11 protein-coding genes are annotated in these 16,401 nt (G+C 72.0%); 5 read left to right on the top strand and 6 right to left on the bottom strand.

Annotated features, from left to right (window positions below):
* The first annotated feature begins 243 nt into the window (after positions 1-243).
* Complete coding sequence (pnp, locus tag miv_RS27625; protein WP_048427463.1) at positions 244-2,412, top strand: polyribonucleotide nucleotidyltransferase; 2,169 nt, start codon at positions 244-246, stop codon at positions 2,410-2,412.
* A 109-nt stretch (positions 2,413-2,521) separates the two neighbouring features.
* Here the strand turns inward: pnp and miv_RS27620 are convergent, their stop codons facing one another.
* The 4 genes from miv_RS27620 to miv_RS27605 form a co-directional block, all read right to left on the bottom strand.
* Entirely contained in the window at positions 2,522-3,031 is a 510-nt protein-coding gene (locus miv_RS27620) for an OsmC family protein (RefSeq protein WP_207180122.1), read from the bottom strand.
* A gap of 216 nt (positions 3,032-3,247) precedes the next feature.
* Positions 3,248-4,030 (bottom strand): ABC transporter ATP-binding protein, encoded by a 783-nt coding sequence (locus tag miv_RS27615; RefSeq protein ID WP_207180120.1) that lies wholly within the window; start codon positions 4,028-4,030, stop codon positions 3,248-3,250.
* Position 4,031: 1 nt separating this feature from the next.
* On the bottom strand, positions 4,032-4,859 hold the full coding sequence (locus miv_RS27610) for an ABC transporter permease (protein ID WP_207180118.1): 828 nt from the start codon (positions 4,857-4,859) through the stop codon (positions 4,032-4,034).
* 5 nt (positions 4,860-4,864) lie between these two features.
* Positions 4,865-5,836, bottom strand: a complete 972-nt coding sequence (locus tag miv_RS27605) for an aliphatic sulfonate ABC transporter substrate-binding protein (RefSeq protein WP_207180116.1) — start codon at positions 5,834-5,836, stop codon at positions 4,865-4,867.
* Positions 5,837-6,118: 282 nt separating this feature from the next.
* Here miv_RS27605 and miv_RS27600 point away from each other — a divergent pair, with 282 nt between their 5' ends.
* Together miv_RS27600 and grpE are read left to right on the top strand one after the other, a co-directional pair.
* Complete coding sequence (locus miv_RS27600) at positions 6,119-8,917, top strand: [protein-PII] uridylyltransferase (protein ID WP_425312994.1); 2,799 nt, start codon at positions 6,119-6,121, stop codon at positions 8,915-8,917.
* Between the two features lie 58 nt (positions 8,918-8,975).
* The gene (gene grpE, locus miv_RS27595) at positions 8,976-9,569 is read left to right on the top strand and encodes a nucleotide exchange factor GrpE (protein ID WP_207180113.1); all 594 of its coding nucleotides are present in this window, start codon (positions 8,976-8,978) and stop codon (positions 9,567-9,569) included.
* A gap of 43 nt (positions 9,570-9,612) precedes the next feature.
* On the opposite strand, the gene miv_RS27590 is transcribed toward grpE, so the two are convergent.
* Both miv_RS27590 and miv_RS27585 read right to left on the bottom strand, forming a co-directional pair.
* Complete coding sequence (locus miv_RS27590) at positions 9,613-12,744, bottom strand: efflux RND transporter permease subunit (protein WP_207180112.1); 3,132 nt, start codon at positions 12,742-12,744, stop codon at positions 9,613-9,615.
* Between the two features lie 5 nt (positions 12,745-12,749).
* Entirely contained in the window at positions 12,750-14,159 is a 1,410-nt protein-coding gene (locus miv_RS27585; RefSeq protein ID WP_244748741.1) for an efflux RND transporter periplasmic adaptor subunit, read from the bottom strand.
* Between the two features lie 154 nt (positions 14,160-14,313).
* On the opposite strand from miv_RS27585, the gene miv_RS27580 reads away from it, so the two are divergent.
* Together miv_RS27580 and miv_RS27575 are read left to right on the top strand one after the other, a co-directional pair.
* Entirely contained in the window at positions 14,314-14,991 is a 678-nt protein-coding gene (locus tag miv_RS27580) for a response regulator transcription factor (RefSeq protein WP_207180111.1), read from the top strand.
* The gene (locus miv_RS27575) at positions 14,984-16,366 is read left to right on the top strand and encodes a sensor histidine kinase (protein ID WP_207180110.1); all 1,383 of its coding nucleotides are present in this window, start codon (positions 14,984-14,986) and stop codon (positions 16,364-16,366) included. The genes miv_RS27580 and miv_RS27575 overlap by 8 nt, the downstream gene beginning before the upstream one ends.
* Positions 16,367-16,401: the final 35 nt, after the last annotated feature.

Here is a 16,401-nt window from a genome sequence, read left to right as displayed (position 1 = left end):
GGATTTCACGCGGTTCGGGCACCGGTCCGGGCCGCGTTTTTGCGAGGAAGCCGAACTTCTCCATTGAAGGGGCTTCCTCGTCCCGGGTGGGCCGGAATGGGTCCGGCCGCCCCACTCTCCGGGACCCGCGCGCCAAGATGCGGGCCGCGACCGCCAGGGCAGGATCGCCGGTGGCTCATCGGATGAGCCCCTCGCCGTCTTGCGCTGGCGCCGCCCTCCCGGACCGCAGGAAGGCATGACAAGATGTTCGACGTTCAACGCGAAGAGCTGCTGTGGGGCGGGCGCAAGCTCGTGCTCGAGACCGGCAAGGTCGCCCGCCAGGCCGACGGCGCCGTGGTCGCCACCTACGGCGAGACCTCGGTGCTGGCCACCGTGGTGTCGATGAAGGAGCCGAAGCCCGGCATCGATTTCCTGCCGCTCACGGTGAACTACCAGGAGCGCACCTACGCCGCCGGCCGCATCCCGGGCGGCTACTTCAAGCGCGAGGGCCGTCCCTCCGAGAAGGAGACCCTGGTCTCCCGCCTGATCGACCGGCCGATCCGCCCCCTCTTCGTCGAGGGCTGGCGCAACGACACCCAGGTCGTCGTCACGGTGCTCTCGCACGACCTCGAGACCGATCCCGACATCCTCGCCATGGTGGCGGCCTCCGCGGCGCTGACCCTCTCGGGCGTGCCGTTCATGGGCCCGATCGCCGCCGCCCGCGTCGGCTATGTCGGCGGCCAGTACAAGCTCAACCCGCCCATCCAGGAGATGGAGGGCTCGACCCTCGACCTCGTCGTCGCCGGCACTCAGGACGCCGTGCTGATGGTCGAGTCCGAGGCGAAGGAGCTGCCCGAGGACGTGATGCTCGGGGCCGTGATGTTCGGCCACAAGCACTTCCAGCCGGTCATCGAGGCGATCATCCGGCTCGCCGAGAAGGCCGCCAAGGAGCCGCGCAACTTCCAGCCCGCGGACAATTCCGAGGTCGAGAAGGCCGTGCTCGAGGTCGGCGAGGCCGACCTGCGCGAGGCCTACAAGAACACCGTCAAGCAGGAGCGCTACGCCGCCGTCGACGCCGTCAAGGCGAAGGTGATGGCCGCGCTTGCTCCCGCCGAGGGTGAGGCCCGCTTCGAGGCCGAGAAGATCAAGGCCGCCTTCAAGGAGGCCCAGTCGAAGGTGGTCCGCTGGAACATCCTCGACACGGGGTCCCGCATCGACGGCCGCGACGTGAAGACCGTGCGTCCGATCGTGTCCGAGGTCGGCGTGCTGCCCCGCACCCACGGCTCGGCCCTGTTCACCCGCGGCGAGACCCAGGCGCTGGTCGTGGCGACGCTGGGCACCGGCGACGACGAGCAGTTCATCGACGCGCTCTCGGGCACCTACAAGGAGACGTTCCTCCTTCACTACAACTTCCCGCCCTATTCGGTGGGCGAGACCGGCCGCATGGGCTCGCCCGGCCGCCGCGAGATCGGCCACGGCAAGCTCGCCTGGCGCGCCGTGCACCCGGTCCTGCCGGCCGCCCACGAGTTCCCCTACACGATCCGCGTCGTGTCGGAGATCACCGAGTCGAACGGCTCGTCCTCGATGGCCTCGGTCTGCGGCGCCTCGCTGTCGCTGATGGATGCCGGCGTGCCCCTGCGCCGTCCGGTGGCCGGCATCGCCATGGGCCTCATCCTCGAGGGTGAGCGCTACGCGGTCCTGTCCGACATCCTCGGCGACGAGGACCACCTCGGCGACATGGACTTCAAGGTGGCCGGCACGGAGGAGGGCATCACCTCGCTCCAGATGGACATCAAGATCGCCGGCATCACCGAGGAGATCATGCGGGTGGCCCTGGCCCAGGCCAAGGACGGCCGTGCGACCATCCTCGCCGAGATGGCGAAGGCCCTGACGGCGGCCCGTCCCGAGCTCGGCGAGCACGCGCCGCGCATCGAGACGATGCAGATCCCGACCGACAAGATCCGCGAAGTGATCGGCACCGGCGGCAAGGTGATCCGCGAGATCGTGGAAAAAACCGGCGCCAAGATCGACATCCAGGATACCGGCATCATCAAGATCGCCTCGGCCGACGGCAAGGCGATCAAGGCGGCCTATAACTGGATCCGCTCGATCGTGGCGGAAGCCGAGGTCGGCATGATCTACGAGGGCACCGTCGTGAAGACGATGGAGTTCGGCGCCTTCGTCAACTTCTTCGGCGCCAAGGACGGTCTCGTCCACATCTCCGAGCTCGCCGCCCAGCGCGTCGCCAAGGTCACCGACGTGGTGAAGGAGGGCGACAAGGTGAAGGTGAAGTTCCTCGGCCAGGACGATCGCGGCAAGATCCGCCTGTCGATGAAGGTCGTCGACCAGGAGACCGGCGAGGACCTGACCGAGAAGCTGAAGGCCCAGCGCGACGCCGACCGCTCCCGCGAGCGTCAGCCGCGCGGCGAGTGATCGCCTGACGACCGGCGGGGCCCCGACGGGTCCCGCCCCTCTCTCGAGAAAGCGCGGTCCCTCGGGGCCGCGCTTTTTTCGTTGTGCGCCTGTCCGGAGGCGCGCCGCCTCAGCCGCGGGTCATCACCACGTCGAGCTGCGGCTTCTGGTTGATGGTCTGGAACACCACGCAGTAGCGCTCGGTGAGCTTCAGGAGCTGGTCGAGCTTCTCCTGGGGTGCGTCCGCGTCGACCTCGAAGGTCAGGCGGATCGCCCGGAAGCCGACCGGCGCGCCCTTGTCGACGCCCAGCGTGCCGCGGAAGTCGAGGTCGCCCTCGGCCTTGACCAGCCCCTTGCGCAGGGGGATCTCCAAGGCGGTCGCCACCGCCTTCAGGGTCACGCCCGCGCAGGCGACCAGGGCCTCGAGCAGCATGTCGCCGGAGCACAGCTCGGCGCCCGAGCCACCGCTCGCCGGGTGGAGGCCGGCCACCGCCAGCGCCCGGCCGGTCTCGACCTTGCAGGCGATGCCGCCATCGTCGAGGGAGCCTTGCGCCTTCAGGGTGATCACGGCCGCATCCGGATCGCTGCGGTAGCGGTCCTTGATCGGGGCCTGGAGCGAGCGCAGTTCGGTGGCGTCCATGGCGTGTCGTCCTCCCGGAATTATCGGCGAACGGCTTAGCATCCCGTGCCGGCCGCTCGCCAGGGTGCCGGGCCCACGACCAAAGGCTCACACTTCAGCAGACTTGCGTCGGCAGGCCAACGCTTCGCACGCTTAGGGTCTTGTTTCGTCGCGGATTTTCGGCGCCGAACCGGTCATCACTTCGGCGAAATCTGCCCAGGGCTCACGACCCGAAACCTACCACCAGAGCGCGGAGGCGTCGGGCTTGGCCCGGTCGGCGGCGCCTTCCGGGCGTAGCGAGCGGTCGAGGCTCGCCAGGATGGTGCGGGCGGCGGCCTCGCTGCCGGGCGAGGTGGGCTGGCGCGGGCGGCTCAAGGGAAGCGGGATCGTGTCGTCGATCCGGCCGGGCTTGGGGCGCAGCACCACGGCCCGGTCGGCCAGCGCCACCGCCTCGGCGACGTCGTGGGTGACGAGGAGCACGGTCGGCCGGCTCTCCTCCCACAGTGCCAGCAGATGGCGGTGGAGGCCGGCCCGGGTCAGGGCGTCGAGGGCCGAGAACGGCTCATCGAGGAGCAGCACCTTCGGGGCGACGACGAAGGCGCGGGCGATCGCCACCCGTTGCTGCTGGCCGCCCGAGAGGTCGCGGGGCCAGCGCCCGGCATGCTCGGCGAGGCCGACGCGGTCGAGGGCGTGCGCCACCCGGGCCCGGCGCTCAGGCTTCGGCAGGTCGGCGAGGCCGAAGGCCACGTTGTCGGCGACGCTGAGCCAGGGCAGGAGCCGCGGCTCCTGGAAGACGATGCCGACGCCCGGATGCGGGCCGGCGATCCCCTCCCCGTCGAGGTGGATCCCCCCGGCGCTCGCCCGGTCGAGGCCGGCGATCAGGCGCAGCAACGTGGTCTTGCCGCAGCCCGAGCCGCCGATCAGCGCCACGATCTCGCCGGCCCGGACGGTGAGCGAGATGTCGGCGAGCGCCCGGGTGCCGTCGGCATAGGTCTTCGACAAGTGGTCGAGGGTCAGCATCTCACAGCGACTCCCGGGCGGTGTCCTGCCAGCGCGCCAGCGGCGCGGTCAGGCCGACCAGTACCGCGTCGCACAGCTTGCCGAGGGCGGCGAAGGCCAGGATCGCCGCGACGATCTGATCCGGCTTGCCGAGCTGCTGGCCGTCGAGGAGGAGGTAGCCGAGGCCCTCCGAGGCGCCGAGCAGCTCGGCCGCCGCCACGAACATGAAGCCGAGGCCCAACCCTGTGCGGAGCGCCACGAGCGTCGCCGGCAGCACCGCCGGCAGCAGGATGCGGCGCGCCAGCGCGAGGCGCGAGAGCCGGAAGACCCGGCCGACCTCGACGAGCTTGCGGTCGACCCCCGCGATGGCGCCCGCCACCCCGAGATAGACCGGGAAGAACACGCCGACGGCGATGAGCGTGATCTTCGAGGTCTCGAAGATGCCGAACCACAGGATGAACAGCGGCACCCAGGCGATCGAGGGAATCGCCCGCAGGGCCTGGAGGCTGGGATCGATCAGGCGCCGGACGAACGGCAGGGTGCCGGTGAGCGCGCCGATCAGGATGCCGGCGAGAGCGCCGAAGCCGAACCCGGCCGCGACCCGGGTCAGGCTGGCGAGCACGTGGGTCCAGAGCTCGCCGCTCTCCGCCAGACCCCACAGGGTGGCCAGCACCCGGCTCGGCGGCGGCACCAGCCGCCCCTGCGCCCACCCCGCCCGCACCGCCGCCTCCCAGCCGAGGGCGAGGCCGACCGGCAGGACGAGGCCGACGAGCATCCGGCCGCCGGGCAGGCGCACCGGGCGCCGCACGGCGGGCGCGGGCGCGACGAGAGGCAACGGACTCGCCTCCATGGCCCTTACTGCGCGGCCGGCCCGAAGCGCGGGTCGATCAGCGCCTGGACGGCGGCGCCGACATCGGTGCCGGCGGGGATCACCCCGGCATCGAGGAGCGCGGTGCCGGCCTCCAGGATCGTCTCGGCCTGGAGCTTGCCGATGACCGGCTGCGACAGGTCGGTGCGCTCGAGCTGGCGCGCCACCACCGGCTCGGGCAGCTTCGTCGCCGCCCCGAGGATGCGCTTGAGTTCTTGCGGATCCGAGAGGGCGAGCTTGCGCGCCTCCTCGTAGGCGCCCAGCACCGTGCGGGTCAGGTCCGGGTTCTGCTTGGCGAAATCCTCGCGGACGTTGAGCACGCCCCAGGTGTTGGCTGCCGCGTCGCGGTGGAAGAGCACGTCGCCGTTCTCGATCTCGGCCGCCGCCATGATCGGGTCGAGGCCGGCCCAGGCATCGACGTCGCCGCGGTCGAGCGCGGTGCGCCCGTCCGGGTGCTGGAGCAGCACCAGCTTCACGTCGCGCTCGGTCAGGCCGGCGCCGCGCAGGGACCGGATCAGGAAGATGTGCGGGTCGGTGCCGCGGGTGACGGCGACGCGGCGGCCCTTCAGGTCCTTGACCGCCGTGATGCCGGTGTTCGGCCGGGTCACCAGCGCGGTCCATTCCGGCCGCGAGAAGGCGTAGACCGCCTTGATCGGGTTGCCGTTGATCCGGGCCAGCAGGGCGGCGGCGCCGGCGGTGGAGCCGAAATCGATCGAGCCGGCATTGAGGAATTCGAGCGCCTTGTTGGAGCCGAGGGACTGGACCCAGCGCACCGTGATCCCCTGCGGCACCAGGGCCTTCTCCAGCAGGCCCTTGTCCTTCAGGACGAGGCTGACGGGATTGTAGGTCGCCCAGTCGAGGCGCACCTCCTTGGCGGCCTGCGCGTGGGCCGGCCCGCCGGCGGCGAGGCAGAGGCTTCCGAGTGCGGCCCCGATCAACGCGCGGCGGTGGATACGCATCCGTCTCTCCCCTGGCTGGCGGCGCCTTCCTCGGCGGCCGGCCGGGAAGCTAGGGCGCGGCGTTCGGAGTGTCAAACAATCCGGCCGGTGAAGCGAATTAGCCTTTCGGAGCGAACGAGAGGCCGCACCCTGCGGAAGGGTTGGCTTTCGGCGGGCCGGGATGCCAAACAGGCGGGAACGCGACGGGATCCGGCCGCGCTCCTCTTCCCTTGCCCGAACCCGGCTGCCATGCCCGACACCGCCGTCATCGACCCGTCCGACACCGAGGCCGCCCTGCGGGCGATGCTGGCCGGCATCGATCAGTCGCTCAGCGAGCCGACCCGCCTGCGCGAGCGGCTGGTACCGGAACTGCGCCGCATCATCGAGGCCGGCCGGGCCGAGGCCGAGCGGCGGCTGCTCGCCGACCGCGACGGGCATGCCTGCGCCGGGCTGATCTGCGCCCAGATGGATGCGGTGATCCGCGCGATCTACGACGCGGTGGTGAAGCGCCTCTACCGGTCCGACAACCCGACCGCCGCCGAGCAGATCGCCGTGGTGGCGACCGGCGGCTACGGCCGCGGCCTGCTGGCGCCGGGCTCCGACATCGATCTCCTGTTCCTGCTGCCCTACAAGCAGACCGCCTGGAGCGAGAGCGTCGTCGAGGCGATGCTCTACGTGCTGTGGGATCTCAAGCTGAAGGTCGGCCACGCCACCCGCTCCGTCGCCGATTGCCTGCGCGAGGGCCGGGGCGACATGACGATCCGCACCGCCTTGCTCGAATCCCGCTTCCTGTTCGGCGACCGTGCCCTGTTCGAGGAGCTGGAGACCCGCTTCGACCGCGAGGTGGTGCAGGGGACGGCGGCCGAATTCGTCGAGGCGAAGCTCAAGGAGCGCGACGCCCGCGTCCAGAAGAGCGGCGCCTCGCGCTATCTCGTCGAGCCCAACGTCAAGGACGGCAAGGGCGGGCTTCGCGACCTCAACACCCTGTTCTGGATCGCCAAGTACACCTTCCGGGTGAAGCGGGCCGAGGACCTGGTCGAGGCCGGCCTGTTCACGGCCGAGGAGTTCCGGCTGTTCGAGCGCTGCGACGAGTTCCTGTGGCGGGTGCGCTGCCACATGCACTTCGTCACCGGGCGCTCCGAGGAGCGGCTGGGCTTCGGGCTGCAGCCGCGCATCGCCGAGCGGCTGGATTACGGGGCGCGGGGCGGCCTCGCCGCGGTCGAGCGGTTCATGAAGGCGTACTTCCTGATCGCCAAGGATGTCGGCGACCTCACCGCCATCGTCTGCGCCGAGATGGAGGCCCGCCACGCCAAGCGCCCGCCGGTGCTCGACCGCTGGCTGCGCCGCTTCAAGCAGCATTTCCGCGCCCCCGATCTGGAGGCGGACGATTTCCGCATCCATACCGGGCGCCTGGACGTCCGAGACGATGCCGCGTTCGAGCGCGATCCGGTCAACCTGATCCGGTTGTTCTGGCTCTCCGACCGGCACGACCTCGCGATCCACCCCGATGCGAGCCGGCTCGCCACCCGCTCGCTCGCGCTCCTCGGCCCGATGGTGCGGGTCGATCCGGAAGCCAACCGCCTCTTCCTCGAACTGCTGACCTCGCAGAACGCCCCCGAGACGGTCTTGCGGCACATGAACGAGACCGGGGTGCTCGGGCGCTTCGTGCCGGATTTCGGCCGCATCGTCGCGATGATGCAGTTCAACATGTACCACCACTTCACGGTGGACGAGCACCTGATCCGCTCGCTCGGCGTGCTGGCCAAGATCGAGGCCGGGGAGCTGGAGGACGAGCATCCGCTCGCCCACCGCATCGTCGGCACGATCCAGAACCGCCGGGCCCTCTACGTGGCGATGTTCCTGCACGACATCGCCAAGGGCCGGAAGGACGACCACTCGATCGCCGGCGCGGCGGTGGCCCGCAAGCTCGGGCCGCGCCTCGGGCTCGACGCCGCCGAGACCAGCACCGTCGCCTGGCTCGTCGAGCACCACCTCCTGATGTCGATGACGGCCCAGAGCCGGGACCTCTCCGACCCCAAGACCATCGAGACCTTCGCCAGCGTGGTGCAGAGCCTGGAGCGGCTGAAGCTGCTGCTGGTCATCACCATTGCGGACATCAAGGCGGTCGGTCCCGGCACCTGGACCGCCTGGAAGGCGACGCTGCTTCGCACGCTCTACTACGAGACCGAGATGGTGCTCTCGGGCGGGCGCTCGGAGATCCCGCGCACCGACCGGGTGCGGCTGATCCAGATGCGCCTGCGCGAGCAACTGACGGACTGGACGGCGGAGGATTTCGATACCTACGCCGCCCGGCACTACCCGCATTACTGGCTCAAGGTCGATGCCGGGCGCCAGCTCAAGAACGCCCGCTTCATCCGCGCCGCGGCCGAGGCCGGCAACACGGTCGCCACCGCCTTCGAGACCGACCAGTCCCGGGGCGTGACCGAACTCTGCGTCTACTCCCCCGATCATCCGCGGCTGCTCGCCATCCTCACCGGCGCCTGCGCGGCGTCCGGCGGCAACATCGTCGACGCCCAGATCTTCACCACCGCCGACGGCTTCGTCCTCGACACCATCACCCTGTCGCGGGCCTTCGAGCGCGACGAGGACGAGATGCGCCGGGCCGGCCGCATCGCCACGGCGATCGAGCGGGCGCTCAAAGGGGAGATCCGCATCGCCGACCTCGTCGCCGACAAGCACCCGGCGAAGGACCGGCCGCGAACCTTCCAGGTCGCCCCCGATTTGTCGATCGACAACGCGCTCTCGGCCCGGGAGACCGTCCTGGAAATCTCCGGCCTCGACCGGCCGGGCCTCCTGTTCGATCTCACCTCGGCGCTCGGCCGGCTCAACCTCAACATCACCTCGGCCCATGTCGCGACCTTCGGCGAGCGGGCGGTCGACGTCTTCTACGTCACCGACCTCACCGGCACGAAGGTGACCCAGCCCGACCGGCAGGCCACGATCCGCCGGGCCGTGATGGCGGTGTTCGAGGCCGACCTGCCCCGCGGCGACCGGGGCCGCCGCGGCGGCGCCAAGGGAACACATCAGGCCGCCCTCACGGACGAGCCGGGTCAGGCGGCGCCCGGCACCGGCGAAGCTTGATTTCGCCCGCCGTCCACCTGATATCGGGCGCACCCCAGATCCCTTTTCCGGAATGACAATGACGCCGAACGACACGGAGAACGCCGCGCGGGCTTACGAGCCCGCGGCTGCCGAGGGCGCTCCCGCCTCCGCGCCGGAGGCCGCGACCGCCGACTCGATCGCCGCCCTCGAGGCCGAGAAGCTCGACCTCAAGGACAAGCTCCTGCGCACGCTGGCCGACATGGAGAACCTGCGCCGGCGCACCGAGCGCGAGGTGGCCGACGCCCGCACCTACGCGGTGACGAACTTCGCCCGCGACATGCTCAACGCCGCCGACAACATCCGCCGCGCCCTCGAGAGCGTGCCGGCCGAGGCCCGCGAGACCGCCGAGGGGGCCCTCAAGGCCCTGGTCGACGGCATCGAGCTGACTGAGCGCGACCTGCTCAAGACCCTGGAGCGCCACGGCGTGAAGCGGGTCGATCCGCAGGGCCAGCGCTTCGATCCCAACCTGCACCAGGCGATGTTCGAGGTGCCGAACCCTGACGTCACCTCCGGCACCGTCGTGCAGGTGGTGCAGTCGGGCTACGTCATCGGCGAGCGCGTGCTGCGCCCGGCCCTCGTCGGCGTCGCCAAGGGCGGCCCGAAGGCCGAGGCGAAATCGGCCGAGGCGTAGGCCGCGGGTCGATCGCTGCGGGGCGCCGAACCGGCGCTCCGCGTCACACGTCCAGCACCGCCCGCTTCCTCGCCTCCGTCCCGCCCGTTCCATCCGGCGGCCTGCCGAAGGGCAGGCGCAGCCGGGCGATGCGGGGGTAGATCGTGGGCAGCACCACCAGGGTGAGGAGCGTCGCGGTGACGAGGCCGCCGATCACCACCGTGGCGAGCGGGCGCTGCACCTCGGCGCCGGCGCTGGTCGAGAGCGCCATCGGCAGGAAGCCGAGGGCCGCCACCAGGGCGGTGGTCATCACCGGGCGCAGGCGCATCTCGGCGGCCCGGGTCGCGGCCTCCTCCGGGTCGAGGCCGCTACGCTCGAGATCGCGGATGTAGCTCGTTAGCACGACGCCGTTCAGCACCGCGATGCCGAAGGTGGCGATGAAGCCGATCGCCGCCGAGACCGAGAACGGCAGCCCGCGCAGATACAAGGCCAGGATTCCTCCGGTCGCCGCCACCGGCACGTTGAGGAAGATCAGCCCGGCAAGGCGGATATCGCCGAACATCACCACGAGCAGCACCAGGATCGCCGCCATCGCGGCCGGCACCACCACGACGAGCCGCGCGGTCGTCTCCTGCAGGTTCTGGTACTGGCCGCTCCATTGCAGGGCGTAGCGCGGCGGCAGCGGCACCTGGGCGGCGACCGCCGCTTGCGCCTCCGCGACGAAGCTCTGGACGTCGCGCCCGCGGACGTTGGCCTGGACCGAGATGCGCCGCTGCAACCGCTCGCGGCTGATCTGGGCCGGGCCGGTCTTCACGCTCACCGAGGCCACGAGGGAGAGCGGCACCTGGGCCCGGCCGTCGCGCCCCACCGGCAGGGCGCGGATGCGCTCGAGGTCGGCCCGGTCGTCGGGGCTGAGGCGCACCACGATGTCGGTGATGGCGTTGTCGTCCCGGTAGACGCTGCCGGCCGTGCGCCCGCCGATCGCCTCGACGACGTCGAGCACGTCGCTCACCGCGACCCCGTAGCGGGCCGCCGCCGCCCGGTCGACCTGGATCGAGAGGGCCGGCATCCCGGCCTGGGCCTCGGCCTTGACGTCGGCCGCCCCCGGCACCGCCGAGACCGCGCGCACGATCGCGTCGGCCTTGTCCTTCAGGACCGCGAGGTCGTCGCCGTAGAGGCTGATCGCCACGTCGCCGCGCACGCCCTCGATCAGGTCGTCCATCCGCATCTGGATCGGCTGCGAGAAGGCGTAGGCCACGCCCGGCACCTCCTCGCGCAGGCGTTTGTCGAAGGCGGCGACGAGGCCGTCCTGGCTCGTCGCGGTGGTCCAGGTCGCGGGATCGGTCAGCGTGACGAAGCTGTCGGTCGATTCGACGCCCATCGGGTCGGTCGGGATCTCGGCGCTGCCGGTGAGCGAGACCACCCGCTTCACCTCCGGGAAGGACTTCAGCACCGTCTCGATCCGCTGGACCGCCTTCAGCGAGGCGTCGAGGTTGATGCCCGGCAGCTTCTCGGAGGTGAGCACGATCGAGCCCTCCGAGAGCTTGGGCAGGAACTCGCCGCCGAGCCGCGTCGCCAGCCAGCAACTGCCGCCGAACAACGCCAGGGTGAGGAGCACCGTCGCCCCGGCCCGGCGCTCGGCGAGCCGCAGCACCGGCGTGTAGAGCGCCCGCATGCCGTGGACGAGGCGGGTCTCGCGCTCGCCGATGCCCGGGCCCGCCAGCATCAGCGCGGCGAGCGCCGGCATCAGCGTGAGCGTGAGGACGAGCGAGCCGGCGAGCGCCAGGATCACCGTCAGCGCCATCGGCCGGAACATCTTGCCCGCCACCCCTTCGAGGGCGAGCACCGGCAGGTAGACCAGGATGATGATCGCCACCGCGAACAGGATGGGTTTGGCCACCTCCGCGGCGGCGTCGCGGATCACCGCGAAGGCCGGACGGTCGGGATGCTCGCCGCGGGCGCGCAGCACGTTCTCGACCATCACCACGGCGCCGTCGACGATGAGGCCGAAATCGATCGCGCCGAGGCTCATCAGGTTGCCCGACAGGCCGAGCACCCGCATGCCCGCGAACGCCATCAGCATTGAGAGCGGGATCGCGGCGGCGACGACCAGGCCGGCCCGCAGGTTGCCGAGCAGCAGGAGCAGCACGACGACGACCAGCACCGCGCCCTCGACGAGGTTGTGCGCCACGGTGTGGATCGTGCGCTCGACCAGCGTCGAGCGGTCGTAATACGGCACGATGGCGACGCCGGGCGGCAATTGCCCGCGCAGCTCCTCGATCGTCGCCTTCACCCGCGCCACCACGGCGCTGGCATTCTCGCCCTGCTGCATCATCGCGATGCCGACCACCGTCTCGCCGGCGGCGTCGTGGCTCACCGCGCCGAGGCGAACCTTGGGCGCCTCCACCACCTGGCCCAGGGTCGCCACCGTGACCGGCACGCCGCCGGGCCGCGTCGCCACCACGATGCCGGCGATGTCCTCCGGCCCCTTGGCGAGGCCGAGGCCCCGGATCACCTCCTGCTGGTCGTTGTGCTCCAGATAGGCGCCGCCCCGGGCCATGTTGTTCTCGGCGAGCGCGGCGTAGACCTGGGACAGGGTGACGCCGTAGCGGCGCAGGTTCTCGGCCGAGACCCGGACCTCGTAGGTCGGCAGCTGGCCGCCATAGATGTTCACGTCGGCGATGCCGGGGGTCAGCTTCAGGCGCGGCGCGATCGTCCATTGCAGCAGGCGCTTGAGCTCCATCGGCGAGTAGGCCGGCCCGCGCAATTCGAACTGGTAGATCTCGCCGAGCCCCGTCGCCATCGGGCCCATCTGCGGCTCGCCGACGCCCGCCGGCATCATCGCACGCGCCTGGGGCAGGCGCTGGAAGACCTGGGCGCGGGCCTCCGTGAGCGGCACCCCGTCCTCGAAGGTGACGTAGACCGCCGAGACGCCGTAGCGCGAGGTCGAGCGCAGGCCGGTGAGCCCGGGCGCGCCCGCCATGGCGCTCTCGACCGGAAAGCTCACCAGCCGCTCGACCTCGAGCGGCCCGAGGCCGGGCGAGAGGGTGAGCACCATCACCTGCTTGGGCGAGATGTCGGGCACCGCGTCGATCGACAGCCCGCGCAGGTTGGCAAGGCCCCCGGCGGCGCCGGCGAGCGCGATCATCAGCACCAGCCAGCGGCGGCGCACGAGGAGGGCGAACCAGGTCTTCATCGGATTCAGTCCGTGGAACCGAGGAGGGCGCGCAGCAGGATCGCCTTGAGGCCGAAGCTGCCGGCCGTCGCCACGGTCTCGCCGGGCGAGAGCCCCGCCGTGACCTCGACCCAGTCGGCACGCTGCACGCCCAGGGTGAGCGCGCGCTTCTCGAACCGGTCCTCGCCGGTGCGCACGAAGGCGACCGGGCCGTCCTCGGTCTGCTGCAGGGCGGCGGCCGGCATGGTCGTGCCGCTGCGGTCGAGATCGGCCGCGATCTCGACCGAGACGAACATGTTGGCGCGTAGCCGCCCGTCCGGGTTGGCGATCTCGATCCGGGCCGGCGCGGTGTTGCTCGCCGGGTCGATCGCGGCGTTGACCGAGCGCACCCGCCCCTCGAAGACCGGCCGGTCGGGTACGGGTGCCGTGACGGTGGCGGGGTCCCCCGCCTTCACGGCGTCGATGTCGCGCCCGTAGAGGTTGGCGAGCACCAAGATCCGGCGCGAATCGGCCACCGTGAAGGCGTCGCTGCCGGTATCCACCACCTGGCCGAGGCTGAGGGCGGCGCTGGTGACGACCCCGTCGATCGGCGAGACGATGGCGCTCGTCTCCGGGCTCGCGCCGGGCTCCGGCGCCAGGCGGGCGACCTGGGCGGTGTAGAGCCCGACCCGGGCCCGGGCCGAGGCGGTGGCGGCCTGCGCCTTGGCGAGATCGACCCGGCGCCGGTCGACCTCGGCCTGCGCCACGCCGCTCACCTTCATCAGGTCCTGGCCGCGGGTGAGGTTGAGGGCGGCGACCGCCTCGGTGGCCTGGGCCTCGGCGAGGCTCGCCTGCGCCTCGGCGAGCCCGTTGCGGGCTTCCAGCAACCCGGCGGCGTCGAGGGTGGCGAGCGTCTGGCCCGCCCGCACCGCGTCGCCCGGCTGCACGGCGAGCGACAGCACGCGGCCCGCCGCCCGCGGCTTCAGGTGGGTGACGCGGCGCTCGTCGAAGGCGACGGTGCCGGGGGTGCGGACCGGCAGGACGATGCGCCGCGTCTCGACCGGCCCGAAGGCGAGGCCGAGGCGCTTCTGCCCGGCGGCGTCGAGGGTGACGAGGTTCGGGTCGGCGGGGGCGTCCTTCTGGGGGTCCTTCGCAGCGTCCTCCCCGGCCGAGGATGCCGGGGCGCCGGGCTTGTCGAGGAGCGGCGCGAGCAGCGGGGCGAGGCGCGCCGGTACCACCGGCGCAAGGACGTCGCGCGCCGCGTCGCGCTGCCACCAGCCGAGGCCGAGCAGGCCAGCGACGGCGAGGAGCGCGACGACCCCTCGCGACGGCCCGCCGCCCGGCCCCCGCCCCGACGGGCGCTGCCGCGCCGGCTCACCCGATGCCGCGCCCCGCCCGCGCGGGGCCTGGTCCTCGTCGCGGGCGAGGTGCACCGCCCTCTCCATCGTCACGCCCACGACCGCCCTCGCCTCTCCAGATTGGAACCGTTCCAGCACCTAGCGACAGCGGTCCGGCCCGCCATTAAATTCGCGTTCATCGTGCGATTCCGCCGAGGATCGCGGCGCGGTTCGTGAGACAAGGCGTCGGGTTCACGCAGCGTGGCGAAGGACGGTGGCGAAGCTTCTGCTGATCGAGGACGATGCCGAGACGGCGACCGAGCTGCTCGGCGACCTGCGCGGGCGCGGCTATTCCGTGGACTGGGCGGCGACCGGACCGGAGGGGGCGACGCGCGCTCGGGCCGAGCCCTGGGACGCGATCATCCTCGACCGGATGCTGCCGGGCCTCGACGGGCTGAGCCTGCTGCGCGACCTGCGCGGGGCGGGCGACCGCACCCCCGCCCTGGTGCTCAGCGCGCTCGGCGACGTCGACGAGCGCATCCGCGGCCTGCGGGCGGGGGGCGACGACTACCTCGCCAAGCCCTTCGTCCTCGCCGAACTCGCCGCCCGGATCGAGGCGCTGCTGCGCCGCCCGGCCGACACCCGCGAGACCCTGCTGCGGGTCGGCGACCTCGAGATCGACCTCATCGCCGGCACCGGCCGGCGCGGCGCCCGCGACCTCGACCTGCTGCCGCGGGAACTGAAGCTCCTCGAATACCTGATGCGCCGGCCCGGCCAGGTGATCACCCGGGCGCTGCTGTTCGAGGAGGTGTGGAACTACCGCTTCACCCCGAAATCCAACCTGATCGACGTCCATCTCGGCCGCCTGCGCCGCAAGCTCGAGGCGGAGGGCGAGGCGCCGCTGATCCACAGCGTGCGCGGGATCGGCTTTGCCCTGATGCCCGATGCCTGATCTCTTCCGCTCCACCGGCTTCCGCTGGGCACTCGGCATCGCCGCCTGGACCACCGTGATGGCGCTGACGATGTTCGCCTTCGTCTACTGGCAGACGGCGGACTTCATGCGCGAGGAACTGGCCGAGACCCTGCGGCTCGAGGTGCGCGCCGCGGCCGCCCAGCCGGCGGCGGCGCTGGAGCGGGTCGAGACCTGGATCGCCATGGACCGGCACGCCACCCACTATGCCGGGCTGTTCGGGCCGGACGGGACGCGGCGGGCCGGCAACCTCGTCGCCCTGCCCGCCGGCCTGCCCCGGGACGGCGACGCCGCCCGGGTCGACGCGGTGCTCGATCTGAGCCAGGGCCGCGTCGACGACGCGATCTGGGCCGCCGCCCTGGCGCTGCCCGATGGCGGCACGGTGGTGATCGCCCATGACACCGACGAGATCGACCGGGTGCGCACCACGACCCTGCGCGCGCTCGGCCTCGGCCTCGTGCCGACCCTGGTCCTGTCGGGGCTCGGCGGCCTGGTGCTCGCCGGCCGGGCGCGGCGGCGGCTCGCCACCACCGAGGTCGCGGTGGCGGAGGTGATGCGCGGCGATCTCGGCCGGCGCCTGCCGGTCGGCCGGGCCAACGACGAGTTCGACCGCCTCGCCGGTACGGTGAACCGGATGCTCGACGAGATCGAGCACCTCGTCCACGAGGTCCAGAGCGTCGGCGACGCGGTGGCGCACGACCTGCGCACGCCGCTCACCCGCCTGCGGGCCCGGCTGGAGCGCAGCCGCGAGCGGGCGACGAGCGTCGTCGAGCTGCAGGCGGCGATCGACCAGGGCCTCGCCTGGATCGACCAGACCCTCGCCATGGTCACCGCCGTCTTGCGCATCGGCGAGATCGAGCACGGGCGCCGCCGCGCCGGCTTCGCCCCCGTCGATCTCGGCGAGGTGGTGCGCGAGGCCGCCGAGTTCTTCGGGCCGGTGGCGGAGGACAAGGACGTCGCATTGTCCCTCGCCGTGGCGCCCGGGCTGCCGCCGGTCGAGGGCGACCGCGACCTCCTGTTCGAGGCGGTCTCGAACCTGATCGACAACGCGGTGAAGTTCACTCCGGCCGGCGGCACGGTGCGGGTGGAATACGCCGCGAGGGAGGCCGGCCGCGCGGTCGTGGTCTCGGATAGCGGACCGGGCATCCCGGAGGCCGAGCGGGCCCAGGTGTTTCGCCGCTTCTACCGGGCCGAGCCCGCCCGCCACACCCCGGGCCACGGCCTCGGTCTCGGCCTCGTCGCGGCGATCGCCCGGATGCACGGTTTCTCGGTCGCGGCGGACGCGGCTCCCGGCGGGGGCGCACGCTTCACCCTCTCGTGTCCGGCGCCGCCGGGGCGGTCTCGACGGGGGGCGTGAGCGCGGCCGGGCGGCCCCTCACCCATGCCCCCTCA

Source organism: Methylobacterium indicum (assembly GCF_017347565.1).
GTDB lineage: Bacteria > Pseudomonadota > Alphaproteobacteria > Rhizobiales > Beijerinckiaceae > Methylobacterium > Methylobacterium indicum.
Note: the sequence above shows the minus strand (reverse complement) of the source record. Positions and strands in the feature narration are given on the sequence as shown.

What these genes read in the sequence shown, in the direction of transcription:
- pnp (WP_048427463.1), top strand. Translation starts at nt 244, where the DNA reads ATGTTCGACGTTCAACGCGAAGAGCTGCTGTGGGGCGGGCGCAAGCTC.
- miv_RS27620 (WP_207180122.1), bottom strand. Translation starts at nt 3,031, where the DNA reads ATGGACGCCACCGAACTGCGCTCGCTCCAGGCCCCGATCAAGGACCGC.
- miv_RS27615 (WP_207180120.1), bottom strand. Translation starts at nt 4,030, where the DNA reads ATGCTGACCCTCGACCACTTGTCGAAGACCTATGCCGACGGCACCCGG.
- miv_RS27610 (WP_207180118.1), bottom strand. Translation starts at nt 4,859, where the DNA reads ATGGAGGCGAGTCCGTTGCCTCTCGTCGCGCCCGCGCCCGCCGTGCGG.
- miv_RS27605 (WP_207180116.1), bottom strand. Translation starts at nt 5,836, where the DNA reads ATGCGTATCCACCGCCGCGCGTTGATCGGGGCCGCACTCGGAAGCCTC.
- miv_RS27600 (WP_425312994.1), top strand. Translation starts at nt 6,119, where the DNA reads ATGCTGGCCGGCATCGATCAGTCGCTCAGCGAGCCGACCCGCCTGCGC.
- grpE (WP_207180113.1), top strand. Translation starts at nt 8,976, where the DNA reads ATGACGCCGAACGACACGGAGAACGCCGCGCGGGCTTACGAGCCCGCG.
- miv_RS27590 (WP_207180112.1), bottom strand. Translation starts at nt 12,744, where the DNA reads ATGAAGACCTGGTTCGCCCTCCTCGTGCGCCGCCGCTGGCTGGTGCTG.
- miv_RS27575 (WP_207180110.1), top strand. Translation starts at nt 14,984, where the DNA reads ATGCCTGATCTCTTCCGCTCCACCGGCTTCCGCTGGGCACTCGGCATC.